This is a genomic window from Sphingomonas sp. PR090111-T3T-6A (assembly GCF_000383095.1).
GTDB lineage: Bacteria > Pseudomonadota > Alphaproteobacteria > Sphingomonadales > Sphingomonadaceae > Solisphingomonas.
In genome coordinates, this window is record NZ_AORL01000009.1 from 112,814 (window position 1) to 139,197 (window position 26,384).

21 protein-coding genes and 2 riboswitches are annotated in these 26,384 nt (G+C 68.5%); of the genes, 12 read left to right on the forward strand and 9 right to left on the reverse strand.

Annotated elements, in window-relative coordinates:
- Positions 1-77 precede the first annotated feature (77 nt).
- From ST3T6A_RS0102330 to ST3T6A_RS0102350, 5 genes are all read right to left on the reverse strand, one after another.
- Positions 78-2,186 (reverse strand): S9 family peptidase, encoded by a 2,109-nt coding sequence (locus ST3T6A_RS0102330; RefSeq protein WP_157602344.1) that lies wholly within the window; start codon positions 2,184-2,186, stop codon positions 78-80.
- Between the two features lie 93 nt (positions 2,187-2,279).
- The gene (cobO, locus tag ST3T6A_RS0102335; RefSeq protein WP_019831278.1) at positions 2,280-2,885 is read right to left on the reverse strand and encodes a cob(I)yrinic acid a,c-diamide adenosyltransferase; all 606 of its coding nucleotides are present in this window, start codon (positions 2,883-2,885) and stop codon (positions 2,280-2,282) included.
- Complete coding sequence (cobN, locus tag ST3T6A_RS0102340; protein WP_019831279.1) at positions 2,885-6,658, reverse strand: cobaltochelatase subunit CobN; 3,774 nt, start codon at positions 6,656-6,658, stop codon at positions 2,885-2,887. Before cobN ends, cobO begins: the two co-directional genes overlap by 1 nt.
- Positions 6,658-7,692, reverse strand: coding sequence for a cobalamin biosynthesis protein CobW (cobW, locus tag ST3T6A_RS0102345; protein WP_019831280.1), 1,035 nt, complete (start codon positions 7,690-7,692; stop codon positions 6,658-6,660). The genes cobN and cobW overlap by 1 nt, the downstream gene beginning before the upstream one ends.
- Before the next feature lie 200 nt (positions 7,693-7,892).
- Positions 7,893-8,128, reverse strand: a riboswitch (cobalamin riboswitch).
- A 65-nt stretch (positions 8,129-8,193) separates the two neighbouring features.
- Complete coding sequence (locus ST3T6A_RS0102350; RefSeq protein WP_019831281.1) at positions 8,194-8,754, reverse strand: histidine phosphatase family protein; 561 nt, start codon at positions 8,752-8,754, stop codon at positions 8,194-8,196.
- A 12-nt stretch (positions 8,755-8,766) separates the two neighbouring features.
- Positions 8,767-8,917, forward strand: a riboswitch (cobalamin riboswitch).
- 36 nt (positions 8,918-8,953) lie between these two features.
- On the opposite strand from ST3T6A_RS0102350, the gene ST3T6A_RS0102355 reads away from it, so the two are divergent.
- From ST3T6A_RS0102355 to ST3T6A_RS0102375, 5 genes are all read left to right on the forward strand, one after another.
- Positions 8,954-9,181, forward strand: coding sequence for a CbtB domain-containing protein (locus tag ST3T6A_RS0102355; RefSeq protein WP_019831282.1), 228 nt, complete (start codon positions 8,954-8,956; stop codon positions 9,179-9,181).
- A 10-nt stretch (positions 9,182-9,191) separates the two neighbouring features.
- The gene (locus ST3T6A_RS0102360) at positions 9,192-9,929 is read left to right on the forward strand and encodes a CbtA family protein (protein ID WP_019831283.1); all 738 of its coding nucleotides are present in this window, start codon (positions 9,192-9,194) and stop codon (positions 9,927-9,929) included.
- Between the two features lie 50 nt (positions 9,930-9,979).
- Positions 9,980-10,840 carry a non-homologous end joining protein Ku gene (gene ku / locus ST3T6A_RS0102365; RefSeq protein WP_019831284.1) on the forward strand — a complete coding sequence of 287 codons (861 nt, stop codon included), beginning with the start codon at positions 9,980-9,982 and terminating at the stop codon, positions 10,838-10,840.
- Positions 10,840-13,347, forward strand: a complete 2,508-nt coding sequence (gene ligD / locus ST3T6A_RS0102370) for a DNA ligase D (protein ID WP_019831285.1) — start codon at positions 10,840-10,842, stop codon at positions 13,345-13,347. The genes ku and ligD overlap by 1 nt, the downstream gene beginning before the upstream one ends.
- A gap of 84 nt (positions 13,348-13,431) precedes the next feature.
- Positions 13,432-14,844, forward strand: coding sequence for an amino acid permease (locus tag ST3T6A_RS0102375; RefSeq protein ID WP_019831286.1), 1,413 nt, complete (start codon positions 13,432-13,434; stop codon positions 14,842-14,844).
- A 39-nt stretch (positions 14,845-14,883) separates the two neighbouring features.
- Here the strand turns inward: ST3T6A_RS0102375 and ST3T6A_RS21835 are convergent, their stop codons facing one another.
- A complete protein-coding gene (locus ST3T6A_RS21835; protein ID WP_051103366.1) occupies positions 14,884-15,720 on the reverse strand; it encodes a hypothetical protein in 837 nt (278 codons plus the stop codon).
- Between the two features lie 161 nt (positions 15,721-15,881).
- On the opposite strand from ST3T6A_RS21835, the gene ST3T6A_RS0102385 reads away from it, so the two are divergent.
- Positions 15,882-16,247: a hypothetical protein gene (locus ST3T6A_RS0102385; RefSeq protein WP_019831287.1), complete on the forward strand. Its 366-nt coding sequence runs from the start codon at positions 15,882-15,884 to the stop codon at positions 16,245-16,247.
- Between the two features lie 2 nt (positions 16,248-16,249).
- Here the strand turns inward: ST3T6A_RS0102385 and ST3T6A_RS0102390 are convergent, their stop codons facing one another.
- The 3 genes from ST3T6A_RS0102390 to ST3T6A_RS0102400 form a co-directional block, all read right to left on the reverse strand.
- On the reverse strand, positions 16,250-16,585 hold the full coding sequence (locus ST3T6A_RS0102390; protein WP_019831288.1) for a PilZ domain-containing protein: 336 nt from the start codon (positions 16,583-16,585) through the stop codon (positions 16,250-16,252).
- A gap of 156 nt (positions 16,586-16,741) precedes the next feature.
- On the reverse strand, positions 16,742-17,152 hold the full coding sequence (locus ST3T6A_RS0102395; protein WP_019831289.1) for a flagellar basal body protein: 411 nt from the start codon (positions 17,150-17,152) through the stop codon (positions 16,742-16,744).
- 43 nt (positions 17,153-17,195) lie between these two features.
- The gene (locus ST3T6A_RS0102400) at positions 17,196-19,904 is read right to left on the reverse strand and encodes a hypothetical protein (RefSeq protein ID WP_019831290.1); all 2,709 of its coding nucleotides are present in this window, start codon (positions 19,902-19,904) and stop codon (positions 17,196-17,198) included.
- Positions 19,905-20,001: 97 nt separating this feature from the next.
- Here ST3T6A_RS0102400 and fliG point away from each other — a divergent pair, with 97 nt between their 5' ends.
- The 6 genes from fliG (at position 20,002) to flhA (ending at position 26,336) form a co-directional block, all read left to right on the forward strand.
- The gene (fliG, locus tag ST3T6A_RS0102405; RefSeq protein ID WP_019831291.1) at positions 20,002-21,036 is read left to right on the forward strand and encodes a flagellar motor switch protein FliG; all 1,035 of its coding nucleotides are present in this window, start codon (positions 20,002-20,004) and stop codon (positions 21,034-21,036) included.
- 40 nt (positions 21,037-21,076) lie between these two features.
- Positions 21,077-21,742 carry a FliH/SctL family protein gene (locus ST3T6A_RS0102410; protein ID WP_019831292.1) on the forward strand — a complete coding sequence of 222 codons (666 nt, stop codon included), beginning with the start codon at positions 21,077-21,079 and terminating at the stop codon, positions 21,740-21,742.
- A gap of 144 nt (positions 21,743-21,886) precedes the next feature.
- Positions 21,887-23,416, forward strand: coding sequence for a flagellar basal-body MS-ring/collar protein FliF (fliF, locus tag ST3T6A_RS0102415; protein ID WP_051103369.1), 1,530 nt, complete (start codon positions 21,887-21,889; stop codon positions 23,414-23,416).
- The gene (gene fliN, locus ST3T6A_RS0102420; RefSeq protein ID WP_019831294.1) at positions 23,413-23,778 is read left to right on the forward strand and encodes a flagellar motor switch protein FliN; all 366 of its coding nucleotides are present in this window, start codon (positions 23,413-23,415) and stop codon (positions 23,776-23,778) included. The genes fliF and fliN overlap by 4 nt, the downstream gene beginning before the upstream one ends.
- The gene (locus ST3T6A_RS22180; RefSeq protein ID WP_019831295.1) at positions 23,778-24,227 is read left to right on the forward strand and encodes a helix-turn-helix domain-containing protein; all 450 of its coding nucleotides are present in this window, start codon (positions 23,778-23,780) and stop codon (positions 24,225-24,227) included. The genes fliN and ST3T6A_RS22180 overlap by 1 nt, the downstream gene beginning before the upstream one ends.
- Positions 24,228-24,254: 27 nt before the next feature.
- Positions 24,255-26,336 carry a flagellar biosynthesis protein FlhA gene (flhA, locus tag ST3T6A_RS0102430; RefSeq protein WP_019831296.1) on the forward strand — a complete coding sequence of 694 codons (2,082 nt, stop codon included), beginning with the start codon at positions 24,255-24,257 and terminating at the stop codon, positions 26,334-26,336.
- Positions 26,337-26,384 lie beyond the last annotated feature (48 nt).

Below are 26,384 nucleotides of genomic sequence, written 5' to 3' on the forward strand. Positions count from 1 at the left end.
GCCGAGGCTATGTCGCCGCACCATCGTGGCCGCAAGCCGGTTGGCGATCCCGGCACTTCGCTCCGGAGCGCCGGGGATCAAGGCCGCAGCTTTTCTTCCAGGAAAAGTGCGGTCGCCCGATCGGCCCGGAGCCAGCTATCGTAGCGCAGGAAGCCGTGGATTTCGTTGGGGATCACCATCTCCTCGAAGGGGACGCCCGCCTGGGTCAGCCGCCGGGCGAGATCCACTGTCTGATCGAACCGGACATTGCGATCGTCATCCCCCTGAATCAGCAACACCGGCGAGCGCCAGTTGGCGATCTGTGCATCGGGAGAAGCCTCGAAGGCGGTCTTCATCAGTTGCTGCCAGTCGCCCTTCTCGTAGCGCTCGACGGGGTGCCCCGCTTCCTCGCCGATATCGAGCGACCAGTCATGGACGCCGTGGAAGTCCACGCCTGCCTTGAACACATCCGAATTGCGCGAAAGCGCCATGCCGGTCAGATAACCGCCATAGGAGCCGCCCCAGATGCCGATGCGAGCGGGATCGACCCCGGCCTGCGCCTGAAGCCAGCGCGCGCCGGCCAGCACATCCTGATATTCCGAGCCGCCGGTCGGGCCCCAATGATCGGGCTGCTCGAAGGCCCGGCCATATCCCACGCCCAGCCGGTAGTTGATCGAGAGGACGACGAAGCCCCGGCTGGCGAGATATTGGTTCACGGCGTAAGCGTTTGAATAATAGTCCATATAATGCCAGCCGAGCAGCATCTGGCGCGGCGGGCCGCCATGGACGAAGATCAGCGCCGGATGCTTCGCACCGCCGCCGGCCGGCTCGAAGAGCTGGCCCTGGATGGTGAAGCCGCCGGGCGCCGCGAAGCTCACCGGCTTCGGGATCACCAGCGATCGCGCGGGATAGTCCGGCACGGCGACATGCACCGGCTGCAAGGCCTTGCCATCCGCGAGCGCCACCGCAGGCGGATGCTGCGCATCGGCGGCGACCAGCGCGACGCCCCGGCCCGCCGCGACCGGCGACCATTGCAGGCCCGTGCCCGACGTCAGCTCCCGCGGTGCGCTCGCCGCGATACCGACCGAGAAGACGTGCCGGCGATCGTCATCGCCCTTCGCCGGGCCGGTATTGGCCGCGTAATAGAGCGTCTTGAGATCACGGCTTGCCGAGACATGCTCGACCATGAAGCGGCCCGGCGTGAGCAGCCGCGGCGCCCCGCCGGCCGTGGGCAGGGCGTAGAGATGCTCCCAGCCGTCCAGCGTCGTGATCATCGTCAGCCGGTCGTCCGCCATCCAGCGCAGGCCGAGCCCGTCGCCATTCTGCGGATAAGAGCCGTCGAGCGTGACCGGGCTCGCCCAGACGCGCCGGCCCTCGCCCGTCGTCGCGTCCGCTGTCCAGATCGAGAAGGGCCGCGGATGGAACTGAAAGAGGGGCTCGGGCGCGCCGCCCCTGCCGGGCTGGCGGCTGAAGGCGATGCGCTGCCCGTCCGGCGACCAGACGGGATCGTCGTCCCGCCCGGTCGAGGGCGCGAGATAGACGAGCGGATGCGTCTTGTCGGTGAAGACGGTGACGAAGTCGTGATCGCCCCGCCCCGACAGGAACGCCAGACGACTGCCATCCGGCGACCAGAGCGGCGTGCGATCCTTCCCACGATCGAACAGCAGCCGCTCCGGCCTGGCGGAACCGTCGAGCGGCATCGACCAGATCTGGTCGTCCTTCACGAAGGCGACCACGCCCTTCGCCGAAACCGCCGGCTGATCGCCCTCCGAGAGGAGGCGGGGCTCTCCGCCGTCGAAGGGCGCGGTCCAGATGCCGACCTTGGGCTGCACCGGCGAATTGGCGGGATCGGGCGCGAGATTGCCCTCCGCCGGCCAGTTGGCATCGTGGCTGCCGCCCAGCACATAGACGATCGTGCCGCCATCCTGAGAGAAGCGGAGATGCGTGATCTCCTGCCCGTCATCCTGCGTATAGCGGGTGACCTGATGCGGCCGGAAATCCGGGCCGGCCGCCGCCCAGACATTCCGCACGCCGCGCACCGTCTCCACCCAGGCGATGCGGTCGACATGCTCGGCGGCGGTCAGCTCGCCGACGAAGGAATAGCCCAGGATGTCGGCGAGCCTGGGCGTGGATGCCGCCACGGGCGTTGAAGCCGAGGCTCCGATCAGCGCCGTTGCGCCAGCGAAAGCGAGCAGAGAACGCTTCAAGCCACACCCCGCTTATTGGCCGAACCTATGCGCGCAATCTTGCCGTGCGCCTGCGGGCGGTCAAGTTGCGATGATATGCATCCGGCCCACGCCCTAGAACTCGATGCCCGCCTGCGCCTTCACGCCCGAGCGGAACGGGTGCTTCACCAGCGTCATCTCGGTGACGAGATCGGCCGCCTCGACCAGCGCCTCGGGCGCATTGCGGCCGGTGACGATGACGTGCTTCATCTCGGGCTTGGCGGTCAGCACGGCCAGCACCTCGTCGAGCGGCAGATAGTCGTAGCGCAGCACGATGTTGAGTTCATCGGCCAGCACCATGTCGTAGACCGGATCGGCCACCATCCGCTTCACCTCCTCCCACGCCGTGCGCGCCACCGCGATGTCACGTGCGCGGTCCTGCGTGTCCCAGGTGAAACCCTCGCCCATCGGCTTGAACTCGACCTGCGCGGGGAAGGCATCGAACACCACCTTCTCGCCGGTGGTCATCGCGCCCTTCACGAACTGGACGACGCCGACCTTCTTGCCGTGCCCGATCGCGCGCACCACCATGCCGAGCGCGGCGGTGGTCTTGCCCTTGCCCTTGCCGGTGTGGACGATCAGCAGGCCCCTCTCGATCGTCTTGTTGGCGACGATCTTGTCGTGGGCGGCCTGCTTCTTCTTCATCTTCTCGGCATGTTCGGCCTCGGTCCGCTCGACCATCACGCGTCTCCCTGAAGTTCCGCGAGCACCACGCCCGCGCTGTTGGATTTCGGTTTCCAGAGGCCCCGCTCGAGCGCCTCGGCGAGCCGCGCCGCCGTCTCGCGCAGCGCCGCCGGATTGGCCTCAGCCATGAAGGCGCGCACCGCTTCGTCCTCGATGAAGGCGGCGTGGACGGCGTCGAAATGATGGTCCTTCACCGCGTGCGTCGTGGCGGCGAAGGCGAAGAGATAGTCGACCGACGCGGCGATCTCGAACGCGCCCTTGTAGCCGTGACGCATCACGCCCGCGATCCACTTGGGGTTGGTGACGCGGGCGCGGACGATGCGGCCGATCTCGTCCGCCAGCGTGCGCACGACGGGGCGCTCGGGGCGGCTGTGATCGTTGTGGTAAGAGAGCGGTGCACGGCCGGAGAGATGCTCGATCGCCGCCGCGATACCGCCCTCGAACTGGTAGTAATCGTCGCTGTCGAGCAGGTCGTGCTCGCGATTATCCTGGTTCTGGACGACGGCATCGGCTTGCGCGAGGCGGGTGGAGAACAGGGCGCGCTCGGCATCGCCCTCGACGCCCGCGCCATAGGCATAGCCACCCCAGTCGAGATAGACGCCGGCCAGATCCGCCCGGCTGTGCCACAGCCGCTCGTCGATCATCGCCTGAAGACCGGCGCCATAGGCCCCGGGCTTCGATCCGAAGACGCGGGCGCCGGCGCGGCGGGCGGCGGTTTTCAGATCGGCTCCGGCATCGACCAGCGTGGCGGTCTCGGCGCGGTGGCGGGCGGCGGCGGGGTTGTCGGCGTCCGGCTCGTCGAGCGCCATGACGGCGCGGGCGGCGCTGTCGATGAGGTCGATCTGCTCGGGGAAGGCGTCGCGGAAGAAGCCCGAGACGCGGAAGGTCACGTCCACGCGCGGGCGTCCGAGTTCGGCGAGGCTCATCACCTCGAAGCCGACCACCCGGCCCGACGTCCACTCCCAGCGCGGCCTGACGCCCATCAGCGCCAACGCCTGCGCGATGTCGTCGCCGCCGGTGCGCATGTTGGCGGTCCCCCATGCGGAGAGCGCCATGGCACGGGGATACTCCCCCTCGCGCTGGAGATAATCCTCGACGAGAAGCTGGGCCGAACGGAAGCCCAAATCCCACGCCACCGCCGTCGGCACGGCGCGGGTGTCGACCGAGTAGAAGTTGCGCCCGGTCGGCAGCACGTCGGGTCGCCCGCGCGTCGGCGCGCCGGAGGGGCCGGGCATCACGAAGCGCCCGTCGAGCGCGGTGAGAAGCGCTGCCTTCTCCGCCTCACCGCAAGCATCGACGCGGGGCGCAAGGACGCTGCCGATCGTGGCAAGCACGGCGGCCGTCCTCAACCATTCAGCTTCGTCACCCCGGACTTGATCCGGGGTCCAGCTGCCTTCGCCGCACTCCCGACACGAAGGCGAGACAAGCTCGGCCGCCAGCAACTCCAGCCGCTCCACCGTATCGCCCACCGTGCGCCACGGATCGTCGGAGAACGCGGCCAGCCGCTGCGGTCTCGGCCCCTCCCAGCGCGCGCCCATCACGCAATCGAGCGGATCGAAGCCCAGCCCCAGATCCTCCGCCAGCGCCCGCAGCAGCGAGCCCTGCTCCGCCGTCTCATACCCCCGTGGCGTCCGGGCCAGCGCCACCAACAGGTCGCGCCGCTGGCGCCCCTCCGGCGAGCGCATGAAGATATGCAGGCCGTCGCGGATCTGCATCTCCTTCAGTTCGCAGAGATAATTGTCGATCGCGGCCAGCGCGTCATCGCCGTCACCGCTAGCGCCGGCATCGCGATCGAGGCCGATGCCTTGCGCGAGGTCGAGGATATCGCGCTTCAGCCGCTCCAGCCGGCGCGGGTCCATGCCGGCGGCCAAGTAATATTCGTCGACCAGCGTTTCGAGCTGCTTGAGGGGCCCATAGCTCTCCGCGCGGGTGAGCGGCGGGGTGAGATGGTCGAGGATGGTGGCCGCGATGCGGCGCTTGGCCTGCGTGCCCTCGCCCGGATCGTTGACGATGAAGGGATAGATTTGCGGCAGCGGCCCGGCGCAGATCTCCGGGAAGCATGTCGCGGACAGCGACACCGCCTTGCCCGGCAGCCATTCGAGATTGCCGTGTTTGCCGACATGGACGACCGCCTGCGCCTCGAACTCCAGCGCCAGCCAGATATGGAAAGCGAGATAGGCGTGCGGCGGCGGCAGCGCCGGATCATGATAGCTCGTCTTGGGATCGATGTTGTAGCCGCGCGCCGGCTGCACCGCGATGGCGATGTTGCCAAAGCGGTGGACGGCGAGGCGGAAAGCGCCGTCGCTGACGAAAGGATCGGCTTCCGGTTCGCCCCAGCGCTCGGTCATCAGCGTCCGGGCCACTTCGGGCAGCGCGGCAAACGCCCTGTGGTAATCGGCGAGCGGCAGCGCGATCTCGCCCGGCCTATCCATCGACGACAGATCGTTGGTCACGCCGCCCGTCATCCGCAGCATCAGCGCCGCGCCGTCCTCGGGCGCACCGCCGGTCGCGTATCCCGCCTCACGCAAGGCAGAGACGATCGCGGCCGTGCTCGCAGGCGTGTCGAGGCCGACGCCGTTGCCGATCCGCCCGTCGCGATTGGGGTAGTTGGCGAGCACCAGCGCGACGCGCCGCTCGGCGGCAGGCGTCCGGCGGAGCTTCGCCCAGTTGGCCGCGAGGTCCGCCACGAAGGCCACCCGATCCGGCACCACCTTCGGCGCGACGATGCCGCATTCGGTCAGCGCATCGAAGCGTTCGGCCGCCTTGAACGCCACCGCGCGGGTGAAAAGGCGGCCGTCCACCTCGGGCAGCGCGACGTTCATCGCGAGGTCGCGGGGGCCGAGGCCTCGGGCGGAGCACTCCCAGCTCTCCTGATCGACGCCAGCGAGGATGATCTGGAGGATCGGGCAGTCGGCGCGTTCCAGCACGCTCGGCGTCCGCGTCTCGCCCGGAGAGGAGGCCGCGAAGGAGGTGGCATTGAGGATCACGTCGGGCGCGACCTCGCCGAGCAGCCCGTCCAGCCAGTCGCGCGCAAAGGGTTCGCGCAGCGCCCGGACATGGACGGCGAGCACGTTCAGCCCCCGCGCCTCCAGCCCGGCGAGCATCGCATCCACCGCCTCCAGCGTGCCCGCCAGCAGCAGCGCCTTGTAGAAGACGAGCAGCGCCACCGGCCGCCCCTCCACCCAGCGTGCCTGCGCATCGGCCAGCGTCGGACGTTCGATGCCCGGTACGTAGAGGCCCGCGTCCGCCACCGGCACCGGATCGTCGGGCGTGCCGCTGTCCCGGCCGATCAGCCGCGCGGCGGTGCGCAGGAAGCCGAGGGCGTTGGCGACCCCGCCCTGCCGCAGATAGTCGCGCAGCTTCTCGCAGGTCTCAGGCGGCAGGGTGGAGGCGCGTTGCAGCGCCGGGTCCGGCTCCTGCCCCTCGGCGATGGCGGCGAAGGCGATGCCCTTGGCGCGCGCCACGCTGGCGATCTCGTCCACGCCATAGGGCCAGTAGGACTTGCCGCCGAGCAGCACCACGCACACGAAGCGCGCCTTGGCGATCACCTTCTCGACATAGAGATCGACCGAATAGGGGTGCTTCAACTGGAGCAGGTTGGCGAGGCGGACGCTGGGGCCGCCCTCCCCCAGCATCGAGGCCGCCCGCGAGAAGCAGGCGAGTTCGCTGTCCGCCACGGTCAGGATCACGATGTCGCCCGGCGACTGGGCGAGATCGATCGCCTCCTCGCCGTTCGAGACCGTCCCCGGCGTGGCGGACAGCAGATGCATCAGCCGATGACCTCGCCCAGCGCGCGCTCGATGGCGGCGCGGTCGAGCCCCTTCTGACCGATCACGACGAGCTGGGTGCGGGGCGCCTCGTCCGCGAGCCACGCACGATCGAAATGATGCTGGATGCGCGGGCCGACCGCCTGCACCAGCAGCCGCGCCGGCTTGCCCTCGACGGCCACGAAGCCCTTTACGCGCAGGATGTCGTGCGCGTCGATCGCACCGGCGATGGCGGCGAGCAGCGGCGCCGGATCGGCCACCGCCCCGCCCGTCACGACGAAGCTGTCGAAGTCGTCATGGTCATGATCCTCCTCGCTGTCGTGGTGCGAGGGGCGGGCGTCGAGATCGTCCTCGGCCGCCGCGGTCAGGCCGAGCAGCACGGCGGCATCCACCGCGCCATGGCTCGCGCGCACGATGCGGACGCCCGAGCGCGTCTCGCCGTCGATGTCGCACTCAACGCCGGCCAGCGTCTCGGCATCGACCAGATCGGCCTTGTTGAGCACCACGAGATCGGCGCAGGCGAGCTGATCCTCGTAAAGCTCCTCCAGCGGGCTGTCATGATCGAGCGAAGGATCGGCCGCGCGCGCCGCCGCCAGCGCCGCCTCGTCGGTGGCGAAGCGCCCGGCCGCCACCGCGTCGGCATCGATCAGCGCGATCACGCCGTCGACCGTCGCCCGCGCGCGGATGTCCGGCCACTGGAACGCCTTCACCAGCGGCTTGGGGAGCGCGAGGCCGGAGGTCTCGATGATGATGTGTTCGGGCGGGTTGGGCCGGTCGAGCAGCTTCTGCATGGTCGGCAGGAAATCGTCGGCGACGGTGCAGCAGATGCAGCCGTTCGCCAGCTCGACGATGTCATCCTCGGGGCAGGCCTCGTCGTTGCAGCCCTTCACCAGCTCGCCGTCGACGCCGACGTCGCCGAATTCGTTGATGACGAGCGCGAGGCGGCGGCCCTTCGCGTTCTGGAGCAGGTGGCGGATCAGCGTCGTCTTGCCGGCGCCGAGGAAGCCGGTGATGACGGTCGTGGGAACCTTGGCCAAATTGGCTCTCCTCAGAGGATGTGGGACGCGCGCGAGCGAGGGCTGCCGCGCATGAAGGTACGGGCCGGTGGCGTCGGGTTCTGGAATCGATGCATCATCCCTCCTCGCGTCACGACGGACGGTGGAGGCACGAGGCCCCCGCCGCATGGTCGTCGCTCAGACGGACGGATCCGTGCCTCGGCCATCCCCTGGGCCAAAGCGAGAGCGACCAGACGCCGGCAGGTCTCCTGGCTCGCGGGTCATCGCTTGATGCATGGCCTTCCCGGGCCTCGCAGGATTTAGCGTCCGGCCCAGTGGCTGCCCCTCGATCCTGCCGAAGAGCGATATGCATCGCGCTCACCGCTTACAGTTGCAGGGACAGCCTCGGAGTCGGGCGGTGAACCGCCTTCACCGCGTTCCCTATTAAGCCCCTCTCGGGGCACCGGCGCGATCTTCGCCCGCTTCGTCACCGAAGGCGGACGGCCGAAGCGCTAGGCTCCGGCCGGTCGTTTGGCAAGCGGATCAGTCGGCGCGGATCTGCTGGAGCCGCCAGCCGCGATGATGGGAGAGCATCGCCACCGACAGCGGCGCGATGTCGAAGCGCATCGCTGCGTCGTCCGGCAGGCCCAGCGCCTCGGCCAGTATCGCGCGGATCGGCATGGCGTGAGAGATGGCGAGGGTCGCCGCCTCCCGTTCCGTCATCTCGGCCAGCCACGGGCGGACGCGGGCGCGTAGTGCCTCGAAGGACTCGCCGCCGGGCGCGGCCTGCCGCGGATCGGCCAGCCAGCCGGCGAACGCCGCCGGGTCGCGCTCATGCAGCTCGGCGAAGGACAGGCCCGTCCACGCGCCGAACGCGATGTCCGCCAGCTGCGGCTCGGCCGATGCCCCGATCCCCATCGCCGCCGCCGTCTCGACCGCCGCGCGCGACGGGCTGCGCAGGACGAGGCCCGGCGTCCGCTCGAGCCTGCAGGCGCGCGCCTTCGCCAGCCCGCCCTCGTCGAGCGGCTCGGCCGGATCGGGAAAGCCGCCCGCGCGGGCCGACGCGGTGCCCGCACAACACAGCAGGCTCAGATGAGTGGGCAACGCCGCCTCCGCATATTGTTTGACGCTGCCCGGCCTTCGCACCTAAGCAGGGGCGATAAGATCCTGAGCGGGAAGCCGGTGAAATTCCGGCACGGTCGCGCCACTGTTATCGGCAACGCTTCGGCGCTGTCGAGAGTCAGACCTCGGGCAGGATCCTTTCTTCGGTTCCGGGACGCGATATCCCGCAAGGAGTTCTGCCATGGCCGCCAACGCCGCCTTTCTCGACGATCAGTTCCTGCCGGTGGGCGATGCCGCCGCGATCCCGCTCAAGGATATCGCGCCGTGGGCGGTGTTCGGCCTGCTGATCGCAATGCTCGCGCTTTATTTCGTCAGCACCGAGCAGGGCGCCGTCTCCCTGTTCGACGGCAAGGCGGTGCACGAGTTCGTGCATGACGGCCGCCATCTCCTCGGCTTTCCCTGCCACTAAAGGGCGGCTCATGACCAAGGACCTGCTGTGGCGGGGGATGCTGGCCGGTATCCTCGCGGCGCTCATCTGCACCCTGTTCGCGCGCGCCGTGGCCGAGCCGCAGGTCGATCATGCGATCGGCTTCGAGGCGACCCACGAGGCGCACGCGCACCACGATCATGGCCATGACGAGGAGGAGGTCGAAATCTTCTCCCGCGCGACCCAGAAAGGGCCGGGCCTGCTGACCGCGATGGCGCTCTATGGCGCGGCGATCGGTGGCATCTTCTCGCTGCTCTTCGCTTATGCCTATGGCCGCCTCGCGCAGGTCGGGCCGCGGACGCTGGCGGCGGCTCTCGCGATGCTGGCGTTTGTCGTGATCGCGGTGGTGCCGGCGCTCAAATATCCGCCCAATCCGCCCGCCGTCGGCCAGCCCGATACCATCCAGATCCGCACCGCCGCCTATTTCGCGATGCTGATCGCCTCGGTGGTGGCGACGGTGGTGGCGTTCCGGGTGAAGGCGATGCTGGCGCACCGACTCGGCGGGTTCGACGCGGTGCTGGCGGGCGTGGCGAGCTATGTCGTGGTGATCGTCATCGCGCAGGCGCTGCTGCCGCGCTTCGACGAGGTGCCGGCCGATTTCCCCGCCAGCCTGCTCTGGCAGTTCCGGCTGTCGGCGCTCGGCATTCAGGCGCTGTTGTGGACGACGATCGGGCTGAGCTTCGGATTGATGGCGGAGCGCCGCCTCCGCCGGGAGTCCTCAAGGAACTGACTCGCCGCGCGCGGCATTGATGCGGGAGGTCCGGTCAGGAGCCCCGAAACATGCCCGCGCGCGCCTATTGGCAGGGGCAGATCCGCCTCGCCCTCGTGTCGATCCCCGTCGAGATCTATTCGGCCACCAGGAGCGGCGCGGCCATCTCCTTCCGGCAGATCCACGAGCCGTCGGGCAAGCGCATCCATTACGAGAAGGTCGTCGACGGCATCGGCCCGGTCGATCCGGACGAGATCATGAAGGGCTTCGAATATGAGAGGGGCGAATATGTCCTGCTCGACGAGAAGGAGATCGAGGGCGTCAAGCTGGAGAGCAAGAAGACGCTGGAGCTGACCCAGTTCGTCGACCTGGGCGACATCGACGCGATCTATTACGAGAAGCCCTATTATGTCGTCCCCGCAGACGATCTCGCCGAGGAGGCGTTCATTGTGCTGCGCGAGGCGCTGCGCCGGGCGAAGAAGGTAGGGCTCGGGCAGCTTGCGCTGCGCGGCCGCGAATATGTGGTGAGCCTGAAGCCGTGCGGCCGCGGCATGGTGCTGGAGACGCTGCGCTACGCCGACGAGGTCAACAAGGCGGCGAGCTATTTCCGTGACATCAGCGACGCCAAGCCCGATGAGGATTTGCTCGATCTTGCCACCTCGCTGATCGAGAAGAAGACCGGCAGCTTCGACGCCGCAAGCTATCATGACCGCTATGTCGATGCGCTACGCGACCTGATCGAGCGCAAGCGCAGGTCGAAGACCGGCAAGGTCAGCCTCGACACCGAGGAGCGGGCACCGTCGCGCGGCTCCAATGTCATCGACCTGATGGCCGCGCTCAAGAAGTCGCTCGACAGGCCCGGCAGCGATGCCAGGCCGGCGCCGAGGAAGGCCCCCGCACGCAAAGCGACCACCACGCGGAAGCGCGCCTGATGGCCAGCCGCAAATCCGATCCGCTCCAGACCTACAACGCCAAGCGCGATTTCTCGAGGACCGCCGAGCCCAGGGGCGTGCGGGGCGCGAAGGCGGGCCATCTCTTCATCGTCCAGAAGCATGATGCGACCCGCCTCCACTGGGATTTCCGGCTGGAGATGGACGGCGTACTGAAAAGCTGGGCGGTGACGCGCGGCCCCAGCCTCGATCCCGGCGACAAGCGCCTCGCTGTCCGCACCGAGGATCACCCCATGTCCTATGCGGGCTTCGAGGGGACCATCCCCAAGGGCGAATATGGCGGCGGCACCGTGATGCTGTGGGACAAGGGGACGTGGGAGGCGGTCGGCGGGAAAGACCCGGCCAAGACGATCGAGGAAGGCCATGTCCACGTCATCCTCCATGGCGAGCGGATGAAGGGCGAGTGGCTGCTCGTCCGCATGAAGCCAAGGCCGGGCGAGAAGCGCGAGAACTGGCTGCTTCGCAAGGTGGAGGATGCTTATGCCGGCGCGTCCGGCGCGCTGGTCGACACGGGCCTGACCAGCGTCGAGACCGGGCGGACCATGGCCGAAATCGCCAAGGGCGACGACCCGGTGTGGCATTCGGATTCGAAGAAGGCGAAGGCCGATCCCAAAGCCGCCAACGCCCCCGGCAAGGCCCCGGCCAAGCCGAGGCTGGCCAGACGCAAGGCCGGCCCCCTCCCCGCCTTCCGCGACGTGCAGCTTGCCACTCTGGTCGATCATGTCCCGGCCGGATCGGGTTGGCTGCATGAGGTCAAATATGATGGCTATCGTGCGCTGATCGCCGTCTCGGGGGGCGAGGCGCGGGCTTATACGCGCCATGGGCTCGACTGGTCGGATCGCTTCCGGCCGATCGTCGACGCCGTGACGGCTTTGGGGCTGGGCTCCGCGCTGATCGACGGCGAGGTGGTGGCCCTCGACACGGAAGGCCGGCCCAGCTTCTCGGCGCTTCAGGCGGCGTTGCAAGAGGGCAAGGGCCGGCTCCATTATTTCGCCTTCGACCTGCTCGAACAGGATGGCGAGGATCTGACCAGGCTCGGCAATGCCGAGCGCAAGGAGCGGCTCGCCGCCCTCCTCGCCGGTGCCGCCGAGCCCGTCCATTATGCCGATCACATCTCGGCTTCCGGCGAGGCGCTGTTCGAGAAGCTCTGCAAGGGCGGTTATGAAGGCATCGTCTCCAAGCGCGCCGACGCGCCCTATCGCGGCACGCGGACGCGGAACTGGCTCAAGGTCAAATGCACGCGCCGGCAGGAATTCGTGATCCTCGGCTATCTGGAAAGCGACAAGAAGGATCGCGACCTGCGCAGCCTCGCGCTGGGGCTGAACGAGGGGGGAAGACTGCGCTATGCCGGGCGCGTCGGCACGGGTTTCGACACCGCGACGCGCGAGCTGCTGATGGCGAAGCTTCGTCCCCTCGTCCGCAAGACGCCGCCCACCGATGTGCCGAGGGCCGCTGCGCGGGGCGTGCGCTGGGTGTCGCCCAGGCTGGTCGCCGAGGTCGCCTTCGTCGAGTTCACCGGCGAGGGCGCCGTTCGCCACGCGAGCTTCATCGGCCTGCGCGAGGACAAGGAGGCGGAGGAAGTCGTGCCCGAGAAGCCCGCTCCGCAAGCCGTCGACGACAACAAGCCCTTCGGCGTCGCGATCAGCCATCCCGACCGCGTGATCTTCCCCGGCGACGGCACCACCAAGGGCCAGCTCGCCGCCTATTACGCCAGGCTCGCCGACCCGCTGCTGCGCTGGCTGGCGGGCCGCCCGGTTAGCCTCGTCCGCTGCCCGCAGGGGCGTGCGCGGCATTGCTTCTTCCAGAAGCATGACGCCGGCAGCTTCGGCGGGCGGGTCGACAGCGTGCCGATCCGCGAGAAGAGCGGCAAGACCGAGGACTATCTCGTCGTCAACGACGGCGAGGGCCTGCTCACCTGCGTGCAGATGGGCACGATCGAGTTCCACGGCTGGGGGGCGCCTGCCGCCGATGTCGAGCATCCCGACCGCATGGTGTTCGATCTCGACCCCGAGGAAGGGCTGGACTTCGCCGAGGTCCGCCACGGCGCCGAGCAGCTCCGCGACCTGCTGGGCGAGATGGGGCTGGCGAGCTTCCCGATGGCGTCGGGCGGCAAGGGCGTGCACGTCGTGGTCCCGCTCGATGGCAAGGCGGACTGGCCGGCGGTCAAGGACTTCGCCTCGCGTTTCTCGCGCGCGGTGGCGGAGGCGAACCCCAGGCGCTTCACCGCCAACATGCGCAAGGCGGAGCGCAAGGGCCGCATCTTCCTCGACTGGCTGCGCAACGAGCGCGGGGCGACGGCCGTGCTCCCCTATTCCGCCCGCGCCCGCGATTCCGCCTGGGTGGCCGCGCCGCTGACATGGGACGAACTCGCCGAACTCAAGGACGCGCACCCCTTCGCCATCGCCGACGCCGACACGCTGCTGGCGCGCGCCACCGGCCCCGCGCTCCGGGGCTGGGGCGAGGCGGAGCAGTCGCTGCCCGATCTCTGAATCGCGTCTCCGGTTGCCGAGGGGCGAGGCTCTGCCTACAGGCGCTCGCATCTTTGAGCCGCGATCCCCGGGGGAGCCGAACCGATGACCAAGCCGAGCGCGCTGAAGACGATTCTGCGCTGCAAGCCCGTGGTCGACTTCCTCTCGGACGATGAGGACGAGCGATCGCTTGCGCGCACGATCGGGCTGTTCCCGCTCACCATGCTGGGCGTCGGCGCGACGATCGGGACGGGCATCTTCGTCGCACTGACCACCGCGGTGCCCGAGGCTGGGCCGGCGGTCACCCTCTCCTTCGTCATCGCCGGGATCACCGCCGCGCTGACCGCGCTCTGCTATGCGGAGCTGGCCTCCACCGTACCGGCCGCGGGCTCCTCCTATTCCTACGCCTATGCGACGCTGGGCGAGCTGGCGGCCTTCCTGATCGGCGCCTGCCTGCTGCTCGAATATGGCGTGTCGGCGTCGGCCATCGCGGTCGGCTGGGGGCAGTATCTGAACGAGCTGCTGCTGGTGGTGACCGGCTGGCGCCTGCCCGAAGCCATCGCCGATCCGCCGGGCCGAGGCGGCATCGTCAATCTGCCCGCCGTCATCCTCGTGCTGCTGTGCCTCGTGCTACTGCTGCGCGGCGCGCGGGAATCCTCGACCGCAAACGCGGTGCTGGTGGTCGCCAAGCTGGCCGTGCTGGCGCTGTTCGTCGTCATCGCGCTCGCCCATTTCTCGCCCGCCAACTTCCACCCCTTCGCGCCGATGGGGATGCTGGGGATCGGATCGGCGGCCTCGTCGATCTTCTTCTCCTACATCGGCATCGACGCCGTCTCGACCGCCGCCGAGGAGGTGAAGAACCCACGCCGCACCCTGCCGCTGGCGATCGTGCTGTCGCTGCTGATCGTGACGGGGGCCTATATCCTCGTGGCGCTGGCGGCCGTGGGCGCGCAGCGCTGGACCGTGTTCGCCGGGCAGGAGGCGGGGCTCGCCGTGATCCTCCACAACCTCACCGGCGCGGCCTGGCCAGCGGTGGTGCTGTCGCTGGGCGCCATCGCGTCGATCTTCAGCGTGACGCTGGTGGTGCTGTTCGGGCAGACGCGCATCCTCTACGCGATGAGCCGCGACGGGCTGCTCCCCGCCTTCTTCAGCCGGATCGATCCGGTCAGCCATGTGCCGAGGCAGAACACCTGGGTGGTGGCGATCGGCGCAGCGCTGCTGGCGGCGCTGGTGCCCCTGGACGTGCTGGTCAACCTCACCAGCATGGGGACGCTGATCGCGTTCGCGACGGTGTCGGCGGGCGTCATCATCCTGCGGCGAACCAACCCGGACCTGTCGCGCGGCTATCATGTGCCGCTCTATCCGGTGCTGCCGGTGCTGAGCGTGCTGTTCTGCCTCTATCTGATCGCCGGGCTGCCGGCGGGCACCTATCTGCTGTTCGCGTTCTGGATCGGTGCGGCGTGCCTGATCTATTTCGGCTATTCGATGCGGCGGTCCGCTCTGGCGGACGCCTCCTGAACGAACCCCGGCCCGCCGCGCGACGGGCCGGGAGCAGGCTCACCAGCGGCGGCGATAGGGGCCGTGGCGGTAATAGCCATAGGGCCGGCCGTAATGGCCATAATACCAGACATGATAGGGATAGGGCCGATAGGTCCACGCGCCGCCATAATAGACCCACGGGCGATACCAGCCCGGCGCCGCATAGACATAAGGCTGGCCGGCATAGCCGCCATAGGCAAAGGACGGCGCGTCGCGGCGGACGACGAAGCCCGGCGGGCAGCCGGGGCTGGTCGCGTTGCTGCCCGCGCTGTCCGCCACCACGGCGCCGCCGGCCGCACCGACTACCGCACCCGCGATGGCGCCGCCGCCATGGCCGCCGAAGCCCGATCCGATGATCGCACCGAGCGCGCCGCCGATCAGTGCGCCGGTGCCGGCATCGCCATGCGCCTTGACGCAATTGTCGCGCGCCCACTGCTCGGCATAGGCGGCGTAGCGCTGGTCCTGATCGCGCTGGGCGGCGTCGGCGGGGCCGGGCTGATAGCCAGGCGGCGGGGGCGGCGGACGGGTGCCGTCATAGCCCGGCGGAGCGACCGGAGGCGGAGGCGGCGCATAGCCCTGCGGAGGCGCCTGATTGTAAGCACCCTGCGGCGGCGTGCCCTGATTATACCCCGGAGGCGGGCTGCCCTGATCGTAGCCGGGGGGCGGCCCCTGATCGTCGTAACCCTGATCATAGCCACCTTCGGCGGGCGGGGGCGCCTGATCATAGCCCTGATCGTAACCGCCGGAGGGCGGCGGGTAGCTTTGCGCCGACGCGCCCGTGGCGGCGAACGGCGCCACGGCCATGGAAAGGCCGGTGGCCGCGAACAGGCTATTCTTCACGAAGCGAGGCAGCATAACGCGTGTTCCTGCAAAGAGATGACACCTAGAAAGCGTATCGCGGCTGAACGGCGACTGAGCGACACGTTCATCGTGGAGAACGGCGCGAAAGTCGCAAGTCTCTTCGTGGCACCATCCCGTTCATTGTGCCGCCAGACTTCGCGAGCCTATAAGGGGGCATGACCTGCCCGACACGCCCTCGCCTCCGCACGGCCCCGATCGCATTCGCGGTCGCCGGGCTTCTCGGCCTCGCGCCGGCCGCGGCATGGGCGCAGACGGCGGAGCCGGCCGACCCTTACACGCTCCGCCTCAGCGACGAGCAAAAGGCCGATCTGCTGAGCCACAACACCGAGGCCAGCGTCGATGCGGCGCGCGCCGGGCTGGAAGGCTCGGGCCAGCCGGGGCGTCAGATCCATGGAGAGGTCGGTGCGATGATCGGCACGCACGGCGCGCGCGGCATCTATGGCACGGCGGCCATCCCGCTCGGCGACAAGGCCGGGGCGGTCGTGTCGTTCGAAAGCAGCCGGTTCGGCACTCGCCGCTGAGGCTACAGCCCTTCGCGGTCGCACGCCGTGGCGGACGCGCACATGCTCGTGAAGGTCTTCTGGCTGGGCGGCTGGTCGAACAGGCAGCCGACGCGCCCCTTCTCGCTCCATACGACCCGCCCGTCGAGCGTCGGCCAGCCCGCGACTTCGAGACGGAAGGTCTGTCCGGATGCATAATCGCCCGGCACATGCAGACGTGCCCCATGTCGCGAGAAGTTGACCAGCGAAGCGTGCAGGACTTCGCCTTCCTCGATGATCAGGTCGGCCGGAATATCGGTGCTGTGCCGGCTTTCGAAACTCCCGACACTGAAGCGGCTCCGCGAAGTATCGTATCTCATCTCAATGCCAGTCTGTATCGGTGAGACGTAAACTACCCCCGAAACATAGGACCACAGACGTTTCCAAGACGTTACTACTCCCACGGGGCGGATGGGCTTGGAACGGTCATTTCAACTATCCTCTTCGGGATAGAATATCAACGCGGCTCGCTGGCCTTACTGATGGCCGATCGCGGCCTGAATCAAGGCCATCTGCTTGCGATAGAGGTTGGTCATCGTCGTGAAGTCGGTCTGCGTCTCGCCCATCTTGAGAAGCTGGTCCTCCAGCGTGACGTTATTGCCGTCGGGCTTGGTCTCGCTCACGTCGCTGTCGGCGACGATGCGGTTGACCGAGGTGGGCGGCACGCCGAGCGCGACCATCCCGCTCGTCACCTGCACCTGCGGGCGCGCCACGTGCGGAACGCCGCCCGTCGCCAGCAACGAGGAGAAATCGGGCGCCTCGACCTCCTGCGCCTTGAAGCCGGGCGTCTCGCTGTTGGCGATGTTCTGGGCAATGACGCGCTGACGCTCGGAGAGCTGCTTCATCGACTGGACGATGCTGCTGAGCAGCGGGGATGTGGTCGGCATGATCGGACTTTCAGGCGTTGCGATGACGGGGGAGCGGCGCGGATCAGAGCATGCCCAGGCCGGATGCCGGTTGTGACAGCCGGTCGAGCGCCGCCTTGTAGGAAGCGATCTGCGCCTGCTGATAAGCCGAGCCCGCGCCGACCTGACCGTTCACCTGCGCTGCCTTCGCATCGTCCCAATAGAGCGAGCGATAGGCCGTCTGCGTCAGCGAGATGGCCGAGGTGATGGCGTCCAGCGCGGCCTTCGCGTCGTTGACGCTGCCGATGCTGAGCGAGGTGCTGAGCGAGAGGCCATAGCTGCCGCCCGGCTTCACCAGCGGGTCCTTGGCGCCGCGCGGCGCGTCGGAATGCAGGCGGGTCGGCTCCAGCCCCAGCTTCGCCAGCGCGTCGGTGCCCTGGGGGCCGGCCATCAGGCTGAGCGTGTGGCCCTGCATCACCTGGATCTGAAGCTGGCCTCCCCCGGCCGCGTCGTTGTTGCTTTCATCGTCGTCGTCATCCGTGTCCCTGTGGATGGTGACGGAGATGTTGTTGCCGCCGGCGAGCTTGATCTTGCGCTCGAGGCTGGTGAGCGTCTCCCCTTCGGCGATCGTGATCTTGTGGACCGCGCCGCCGTCGAGCTGGAAGGAGAAGCTGTCGCCGGCGTTCAGCCCGACCTGTGTCGAGAGCGAGGTCGAGACGTCATCGTTCAGCACGCCCTGCCGCAGGCCCAACGCGCCGAGGATGTTGGAGCCGCCCTTGTCCACCGAGACGTGGACGGCATCGGATACGCCGGCGCCGCCGCCGAACTGCGAGAGGCTGGCCACCGCGCCGGTCGAGCCGTCGATATGGCCGACGAAGCCGTCCACCTTGCCGCGCAGATTGCCGTTCAGATTGCTGGTGGTGCGGCCGCCGACATAGATGTCGCTGCCCATGAAGGAGACGCTGTCGATCTGGTCGTCCCCAGCGCCGCCGATATAAGTGGTGCTGGCCCCGGTCAGGTCCGCGGCCAGCCGCGTGACGAAGCCGTCCCGGCCGTTGGCGGCATTGTAGGAGGGATTGTCCGGCAGCGCCGAGGAGGTGGCGCCCACCACCGCGATGCTGCCGTCCGCCGCCACCGCGATGGCGCGCGCATCCGCCGCGCCGAGGCTCACCTGCCCCAGCTCGCTGTTGAGATCCTGCCCGTCCAGCTTGTGGACCATCGCCTGTCCGCTTTCGCGGGTGAGCGCGAGGAGATTGCCCGAGCCGTCCACCGCGAAGGCGGTGACGCCGTCCACGCCCGCGCCGTCGATGGTGCGCTGCTGGATCATCTTCCCGCTGGCATCCATGTGCGCGACATAGGCGCCGCCGCCGCCCGTGCCCGCCGACTTGCCGCCGAGATAGATGGAGCCGTCCGGCGCCACTGCCACCGCGGTCGCGTAATCGTCGCCGCTCGACGGCACGGAGGTTGCGAACTGCTTTTCGCCATTGGCGCTGAACTTGGCGACCAGCATGTCGCTGGTGGTGCCGAGGCTGCCGTCGAACGGCCCGGTGACGGAGCCCGCCACCACCACGTCGCCCTGCGGCGTGAGGCTCACCGCCGTGCCCTGCGCCTCGCCCTGCACGCCCAGCTTCTGCTGCCAGACGATCTGGCCCTGGCTGTCCACCTTGGTGAGGAAAAGGTCGTCGCCGCCGTTCGAGGCATGAGCCCCCATGTCGCCCGTGGTGGTGCCGACGACATAGGTATAGCCGTCCTTGCTCATCGCCGTGGACTGGGCGACGAGATTGGCCGGGATCGGCGCCGCGGGTTTCGTATCGGAATCGTCGCCGGACGCCGTGGCGGACGTGTCGGTCTTGGCCGAGCCCGGCAGGGTGGCGCTGACATTGCCGATGAGCTGGCCGATCAGCCCGCTGGCGCTATCGTCATAATGATAGATTTGGGCGCCTACCGGCGTGTCATACTGGGTCTGGCTGCCGACCACGACGAGCGAATCCTGCGCGCCGACCTGGTCGAGCGAGACCTGCGTGCCGTCCGACGACATGGACAGACCATATTTGCCGCTGCTCTTCGTCACCGAGAAGGTGACGTCGAACCCGCCGACCGAGGCGATGGCGTCGTTGAACGCCTTGGCGATGTCGTCGAGCGTCGGCGGCTGGTTGGCGATCGTCGACAGGTCGACGTTCACGCTGCTCTTCTGGCTGCCCTTGGCGAGGTTGATGGTCAGCACCTCGTTGCCGGCGACGCCCGGCACGGGCAGCGAATGGTCGTCGAGCACGCCCTTGCCGATCGTGGTGCCGATGTCGGTGGTCGCCTGAAGCGACGTGCTTTTGACGCTGGTGGACGGATCGCCGAACGCGATGTTCAGCAGATCGGACGGCACGTTGGCGAGGAAGCCCTCCAGGTCGGCCAGGCCCTTGGCAAAGGTCTTCTGAAGATTGGCGCGCTGCGTGGGCGACATGTCGGGCTGCGCCGCGGCGTTGGCGAGGATGCGCAGGCGGTCCAGCGCCTTGTAGGTGACGAAGGTGCTTTCGACATCGTTCGACCCGGCCGCCTCGTCCGGGTTCATCTGGTCGATGATCGTGGCCATCGCGCGGATGGCGCCCACCTGCGCGGATTCGGGCGTGGAGGAGGCCGGCGCCTGCCAGGGCGGCGTGGTGTCCGGCGTGGTGAACAGCAGCCGCGCGGCGCGTGCGGCGGCGCTTTCCACCGTCGGCGTCGTGATGCCTAGGCTCGACAGGTCCGTCATCCCGGTCAGGATGCTGAGACCGATCACACTGCCGGAAATGTTCGTGGTCAATTTCGCCTCCGTCGGCCGCGCAACCCGAGCCTCTCCTATAAGATAGACGGAAGACCGCCGGATCGGGCCGGGTTGCCGACATTTTTGGGGATAGCGGATGAACATGCTGGCGACGGTCGCCGAACCTGCCGAACTCAAGAAATATACCGGCCTCCAGCGCGCGGCCGCGCTGATGCTGGCATTGGGGCAGGACCATGGCGGCCCGATCTGGGAGCAGCTCTCCACCGAGGAGATCAAGGAGCTGTCCTCCTGCATCGCGCAGCTCGGCCGCATTCCGGCGGCGGTGGTGGAGCATCTGCTCGTCCAGTTCTCGGGCGAGGTCTCCAGCATGACCTCGCTGCACGGCTCGTTCGAGACGACCGAGCGCCTGCTCGAAGGCATCCTGCCGCCCGACCGCGTGCGCGAGATCATGGAGGATATCCGCGGCCCCTCCGGCCGGACGATGTGGGACAAGCTCTCCAACGTCAGCGAGTCCGTGCTCGCCTCCTATCTGAAGAACGAATATCCGCAGACCGTGGCGGTGATCCTCCACAAGCTCCGCTCCGATCATGCCGCGCGCGTTCTCTCCGAGCTTCCCAAGGAGTTGTCCACCGACGTCGTGATGCGGATGCTGCGCATGGACACGGTGCAGAAGGACGTGATCCAGGAAGTGGAGCAGACGCTCCGCACCGAATTCATGACCAACCTCGCCCGCTCGCAGCGGCGCGATCCGCACGAGGCCATGGCCGAGATCTTCAACGCGCTCGATCGCTCGTCGGAGGAGACGATGCTCTCCGCGCTCGACGAACGCGCGCCCGAATCCGCCGAGCGCATCCGCGCGCTGATGTTCACCTTCGAGGATCTCGGCAAGCTGCTGCCCGCCGCGATCCAGACGGTCGTGCGCAACAGCAACAAGCGCGAGCTGGCGCTGGCGCTGAAGGGCGCGCCCGAGGAGATGCGCCAGCTCTTCCTCAACGCCATGACCGATCGCGCCGCCAAGCTGATGCGCGAGGACATGGTGGCGATGGGGCCGGTGCGTGCGCGCGATTGCGAGGAGGCGCAGGCCAGCCTCGTGCGCCTCGCCAAGTCGCTGGGCGACCGGGGCGAGATCGTGCTGGTCGATCCCAAGAGCGATGATGCGATGATCTATTGATGGCCGGCATGTCCGGTCTGCCAACAGGGGAAAGCCGGTGATGGAGGCCGCCATCCACGTTAAGCCGTTCGGATTCGATCGGGTGTTCCACATGACCGGCGGCGATGCCCCGGCCTTCGACGCCCGCACCCTCAACGACCGGATCGACGCGCTCCACGCGAAGATCGAGGCGATGGAGGAGACGCATCGCGAGGAGCTGGCCATCGCCGGCGCCGACGCCTTCGCGCGCGGTCTGGAGCAGGCACGGCAGGAACGTGACGTCGCCCTGCTCGCCGCCGCCGATGCGCTCCACGCCGCGATCGAGCAGATCGACGCGCGGCTGGCCGAGACCGCCGACGACATCGCCAGGGATGCCGCCGAGGCCGCGCTCGCCGCCGCCGACATGCTCGCCGGCCACGCCGTCGCGGCGGCGCCCGTGCGCGCGATCGCCGAGGCGCTGGACCGTGTGCTGCGCCAGGTGGCGCGCGGCACGCGCCTCGGCATCCGCGTGCACCCCGCGCTCGCAAGCGCGGTGGAGCAAATGATGGAGCCCAAGGCCAGCGAACGTCGCCGCGTCTCGCTCACCGTCCTTCCCGACGAGACCCTGCCCGAGGGCGATGCTGCGATTTTCTGGGAGGAGGGTGGACTGGCCGTCGACGCCGCCGCTCGCCGGGAAGCCGTCATGGCCGAAATGCAGGCAATCCTACGGAAAAACCCCGCGATCTAAAAGAATTTCTCCCGGCAAGATTTGCCTATGCGAGTCATCCTATAATGGAGAAGGCAGGGGCGCGACGCCCTTGCAGTCTATCTCGCGAGGCCGGCCTTGAATGGATTGCGTACACTGATCGCTGAGCTCGGGACGCGCAAGCTGATGATGATGGGCGGCGTCGCGCTGGCCCTGCTCCTCGGCATCGCCGCGCTCGCGCTGCACGGTTCCTCGCCCCGGATGGGCTATCTCTATTCGGATCTGGACCCGTCCGCGGCCCAGGCGATCAGCGAGAAGCTCAAGGCGCAGAACGTCCCCTTCCAGCTCTCACCCGACGGCACTGCCATTCTGGCGCCGGCCGATCGCCTGCCGGAGCTGCGGATGGGCATGGCGTCCGAGAAGCTGGGCGGCAAGATCGGCTATGAGGTGCTCGACGCGGAGGAGCCGTTCGGCGTCTCCTCCTCGCGCGCCAAGATGAACGAGACGCGCGCCATCGAGGGCGAGCTGGCCAAGTCGATCGAGAGCCTCGAAAGCGTGGAGAAAGCGCGCGTCCACATCGTCATGCCGGACCGCGAGATGTTCTCGAACGAGGCCCGTAAGGCGACCGCGGCGGTGACGCTCAAGACGCGCGGCCGCCTGCCGGGCGAGGCGGTGCAGTCGATCCGCTATCTCGTCTCCTCCTCGGTGCCGGAGCTGTCGCCCACCAGTGTGTCGATCGTCGACCAGCAGGGCACCTTGCTCGCCCGCGCCGGCGAGGAGGGCGATGCCCTCTCCTCCGAGATGGAAGAGCGCCAGGCGCAGGTGGAGGAGCGGCTGCGCACCGAGATCGAGCAGCTCGTCGAACCCGTCGTCGGCGCCGGCAAGGTGCACGCGCAGGTCGCCGTCACGCTCGACCGCGACCAGACGCGCGAGGAGGCCGAGGTCTTCGATCCCGACAAGCAGGTGATCCAGCATCAGGTCTCGGTCGATTCCAAGGATCAGAATAGCCAGAACAAGGCGGGCGCGGACGGCGCGTCGGTCAGCACCCAGCTCCCCGACAACACCGGCATCAACGGCGCCGGGCGCGACAGCCAGCAATCCGCCAAGGACGACACGTCGGAAGACACGACCTTCCAGAACAGCCGCACCCATACCGTGAGCGTCCGCTCGCCCGGCAAGATCACGCGGCTGACCGTGGCGGTGATGGTCGATGCCGCGCCCAAGGGGCTGTCACCGGTCGAGAACCAGCGGCTCACCCGCCTGATCGAGAATGCCGTGGGCTATGATGCCGAGCGCGGCGACAGCGTGGTGGTCGACAGCATGGCCTTCGCGCCGACTGCCGACGAGATCGCGGCCAAGACCGGTCTGCCTTTCGGCCTGACGACGGACCAGCTCATCGGTCTCGTCAAAATCCTGCTGGTGGCCGGCGGCGCACTGATCGCGCTGCGCATGGCGATGACCCGCCTCCGCCCCGCTGACGGCGCCTCGCCCAACGAGCTGATCCCGGTCGGCGGCCGGGCGGAGGACGGAGAAGCCCTGCCCCAGCTTGAAAATGCCGGGCTGGATGAGGACGGCCTGCCCCTTCTCGATCAGGAGATCGCGCTGGCGCAGGTCGATGGCCGCATCCGCCTCTCCGCGCTGAAGCGCATCGGTGACGCCATCACGTCCAGCCCCGCCGAGGCCGCCTCGGTGATCCGCCAGTGGATGAACGCATGAACGAGGAAGCGATGACCCAGGATGCCGAACCGCGCCAGCTGGCGCCCACCCAGTTCGAGACCGATCCCTCCGACACGCCCCCGCCGAGCCCCGGCCCCGCCTCCGGCGCGGCGCCCACCGCCAACGATCTCCAGGCCGTGTTCGACGTGCCGGTGAAGGTGCAGGCGGTGCTCGGCCGCTCGCGCATGGACATCGGCGAGCTGATGCGCCTCAAGACCGGCGACGTGGTGGAGCTGGACCGGCGCGTCGGCGAGCCAGCGGACATCTTCGTCAACAACCGGCTGATCGCCCGCGGCGAGGTCGTCCTGATCGACGGCACGCTGGGCGTGACGCTCACGGAAATCGTGAGGCAGGACCGCTGATGGCCGCAACCGAGGCTTCGGCCGGCCATCTCCTGCTGGTCGGCGATCCCGGCGCTGCCTTGGATGTCGCCGCCGGGATGGTGCGCGATGCGGAGGGGGAGCTGTCGGTCCGCAACGCCAGCATGGCGGCGCTGGAACGCCTCCAGCGCTCCGGCCGGCCGCTGGTGATGGTGGACGTGGCGATCGACGTCGAGGACGTGGTCGCCCGCCTCAACGGCAACCGGGACGCGGCGCCGGCCGCGCTCCCCGCCGAAGCGCCGGTGGAATATGAGCGGCTGGTCGGCCGCACCGTCGCCGAGGTGGAGCGCGAGCTGATCCTGCAGACGCTGGCGCGCTGCCACGGCAACCGCACGTCGGCGGCCAACATCCTCGGCATCTCGGTGCGGACCATGCGCAACAAGCTGCGCAGCTTCATCGAGGACGGCATCGTCATCGCGCCGGCGTCCTGACGCCCCTTCCCGTTTCGGAGTGTAGCCATGCCTCCCCAGCTCGACATGTTGCTGAAGCGGCTTGGGCCGAACCGCGACCTCGCGCTCGCGATCGGCGTCATCGGCATCATCGCCATGCTGATCCTGCCGATGCCGGGCTGGATGCTCGATTTCGGCCTTGCGCTGTCGATCACCGCCTCGGTGCTGATCCTGATGACGGCGCTTTTCATCGACACGCCGCTCCAGCTTTCGAGCTTCCCGACCATCCTGCTCATCACCACGATGCTCAGGCTGGGCCTGAACCTCGCCTCGACGCGCCTGATCCTCGGCCATGGCCATGAGGGGCATCAGGCGGCGGGCGGCGTGATCGGGGCGTTCGGCGAGTTCCTGATGGGCGGGCAGACGGTGATCGGCCTCACCATCTTCATGATCCTCGTCGTCATCAACTTCGTCGTCATCACCAAGGGCGCGGGGCGCATCGCCGAAGTCGCGGCGCGCTTCAGCCTCGATGCGATGCCCGGCAAGCAGATGGCGATCGACGCCGACCTGAACGCCGGCCTCATCACCGAGACGCAGGCCCGCGAGCGCCGCACCGAGCTGGAGGCCGAGAGCGGCTTCTACGGCGCGATGGACGGCGCCTCCAAATTCGTGAAGGGCGATGCGGTCGCCGCCCTCGTCATCACCGCGATCAACATCGTCGTGGGCCTGATCGTCGGCGTCATCATCCATGGCGTGCCGATCGGCGAGGCCTTCCGCACCTATACCGTGCTGACGGCGGGCGACGGCCTCGTCAGCCAGATCCCGGCGCTGATCGTCTCGACGGCCGCGGGCCTGCTCGTCTCCAAGGGTGGCATCAGCGGCAAGACGGGCGCGGCGCTGGGCGATCAGCTCGGCCGCTATCCCAAGGCGTTCGGCATGGTGTCGGCGCTGCTGGCGCTGCTCGCGATCATGCCGGGCCTGCCCTTCCTGCCCTTCGCGGTGCTGGGCGGGCTGACCGGCTGGGCCGGCTGGGCGCTCAACCGCCGCGCGGTGGCGACCGCCGCGCAGGCGCAGCTTCAGGAGGCGATCGCCCAGCAGAAGGCCAGCGACGTCGAGGAGCCTATCCAGCAGACGCTGGCCATCGACGCGGTGCGCATCGAGCTGGGCTATGCGCTGCTCCCCATCATCAACAATTCGCAGACCGAGCCGCGCCTCGACATCCAGGTCCGCGCGCTCCGGCGGCAGATGGCGGCCGACTATGGCTTCGTGCTGCCGGCGGTGCGCATCACCGACAATCTGGCGCTCAAGCCCAACGAATATGTCGTCCACGTCAAGGAGACCGAGGTCGCGCGCGGCGAGATCCGCATCGACAAGCTGCTCGTCATCAACCCTTCGGGCGGCCCGCCCGGCCTCGCCGGCGAGGAGACGCGCGAGCCGGTGTTCAACCTGCCCGCGCTGTGGATCGACCGGACGCTGCGCGAGGAAGCCGGCTTCCGGGGCCTGACGGTGGTCGACAGCGGCGCGATCATCACCACCCACCTGACCGAGATCGTCAAGGACTCGATCGCGGACCTGCTCTCCTATTCCGAGACGCAGAAGCTGCTGACCGAAGTGCATCGGGAATCGGAGAAGCTCTACAACGAGCTGGTCCCCGCCAAGATCTCGATCTCGGGCATCCAGCGCATCCTCCAGACCCTGCTGTCGGAGGGCGTGTCGATCCGCGACATCCCCTCGATCCTCGAAGGGATCGGCGAGGCGACCGGCTTCACCCAGAACATCGCCCAGATGGCCGAACATGTCCGCACCCGGCTGGCGCGGCAGATCTCCGCGCAACAGACGCGCGATGGCACCATCCCGATCGTCACGCTGGCGCCGCGCTGGGACGAGGCGTTCGGCGACAGCATCCTCGGGCAGGGCGAGGAGCGGCATCTCGCCATGGCGCCCTCCAAGCTCCAGGAGTTCATCGCCTCGGTCCGCGAGACGTTCGACCGGCTGGCGCAGGACGGCGAGATTCCCTGCCTGCTCACCAGCCCGCCGCTGCGCCCCTTCGTGCGGTCGATCATCGAGCGGGTGCGGCCGTCGACCGTGGTGCTGTCGCAGAACGAGATCCACGCCCGCGCCCGCATCCGCAGCCTCGGCATGGTCGGCTGATCCAAAAGCGGCGGCGTGAAGCCGGTGCCCGGCCCGATCCTCCTATGA

What these genes read in the sequence shown, in the direction of transcription:
- fliF (WP_051103369.1), top strand. Translation starts at nt 21,887, where the DNA reads ATGATGATGGGCGGCGTCGCGCTGGCCCTGCTCCTCGGCATCGCCGCG.
- ST3T6A_RS0102390 (WP_019831288.1), bottom strand. Translation starts at nt 16,585, where the DNA reads ATGAGATACGATACTTCGCGGAGCCGCTTCAGTGTCGGGAGTTTCGAA.
- ST3T6A_RS0102385 (WP_019831287.1), top strand. Translation starts at nt 15,882, where the DNA reads ATGACCTGCCCGACACGCCCTCGCCTCCGCACGGCCCCGATCGCATTC.
- ST3T6A_RS0102355 (WP_019831282.1), top strand. Translation starts at nt 8,954, where the DNA reads ATGGCCGCCAACGCCGCCTTTCTCGACGATCAGTTCCTGCCGGTGGGC.
- cobN (WP_019831279.1), bottom strand. Translation starts at nt 6,658, where the DNA reads ATGCATCTGCTGTCCGCCACGCCGGGGACGGTCTCGAACGGCGAGGAG.
- ST3T6A_RS0102375 (WP_019831286.1), top strand. Translation starts at nt 13,432, where the DNA reads ATGACCAAGCCGAGCGCGCTGAAGACGATTCTGCGCTGCAAGCCCGTG.
- fliN (WP_019831294.1), top strand. Translation starts at nt 23,413, where the DNA reads ATGAACGAGGAAGCGATGACCCAGGATGCCGAACCGCGCCAGCTGGCG.
- ST3T6A_RS22180 (WP_019831295.1), top strand. Translation starts at nt 23,778, where the DNA reads ATGGCCGCAACCGAGGCTTCGGCCGGCCATCTCCTGCTGGTCGGCGAT.
- ST3T6A_RS0102360 (WP_019831283.1), top strand. Translation starts at nt 9,192, where the DNA reads ATGACCAAGGACCTGCTGTGGCGGGGGATGCTGGCCGGTATCCTCGCG.
- fliG (WP_019831291.1), top strand. Translation starts at nt 20,002, where the DNA reads ATGAACATGCTGGCGACGGTCGCCGAACCTGCCGAACTCAAGAAATAT.
- ST3T6A_RS21835 (WP_051103366.1), bottom strand. Translation starts at nt 15,720, where the DNA reads ATGCTGCCTCGCTTCGTGAAGAATAGCCTGTTCGCGGCCACCGGCCTT.
- ku (WP_019831284.1), top strand. Translation starts at nt 9,980, where the DNA reads ATGCCCGCGCGCGCCTATTGGCAGGGGCAGATCCGCCTCGCCCTCGTG.
- ST3T6A_RS0102395 (WP_019831289.1), bottom strand. Translation starts at nt 17,152, where the DNA reads ATGCCGACCACATCCCCGCTGCTCAGCAGCATCGTCCAGTCGATGAAG.
- cobO (WP_019831278.1), bottom strand. Translation starts at nt 2,885, where the DNA reads ATGGTCGAGCGGACCGAGGCCGAACATGCCGAGAAGATGAAGAAGAAG.
- ligD (WP_019831285.1), top strand. Translation starts at nt 10,840, where the DNA reads ATGGCCAGCCGCAAATCCGATCCGCTCCAGACCTACAACGCCAAGCGC.
- ST3T6A_RS0102410 (WP_019831292.1), top strand. Translation starts at nt 21,077, where the DNA reads ATGGAGGCCGCCATCCACGTTAAGCCGTTCGGATTCGATCGGGTGTTC.
- flhA (WP_019831296.1), top strand. Translation starts at nt 24,255, where the DNA reads ATGCCTCCCCAGCTCGACATGTTGCTGAAGCGGCTTGGGCCGAACCGC.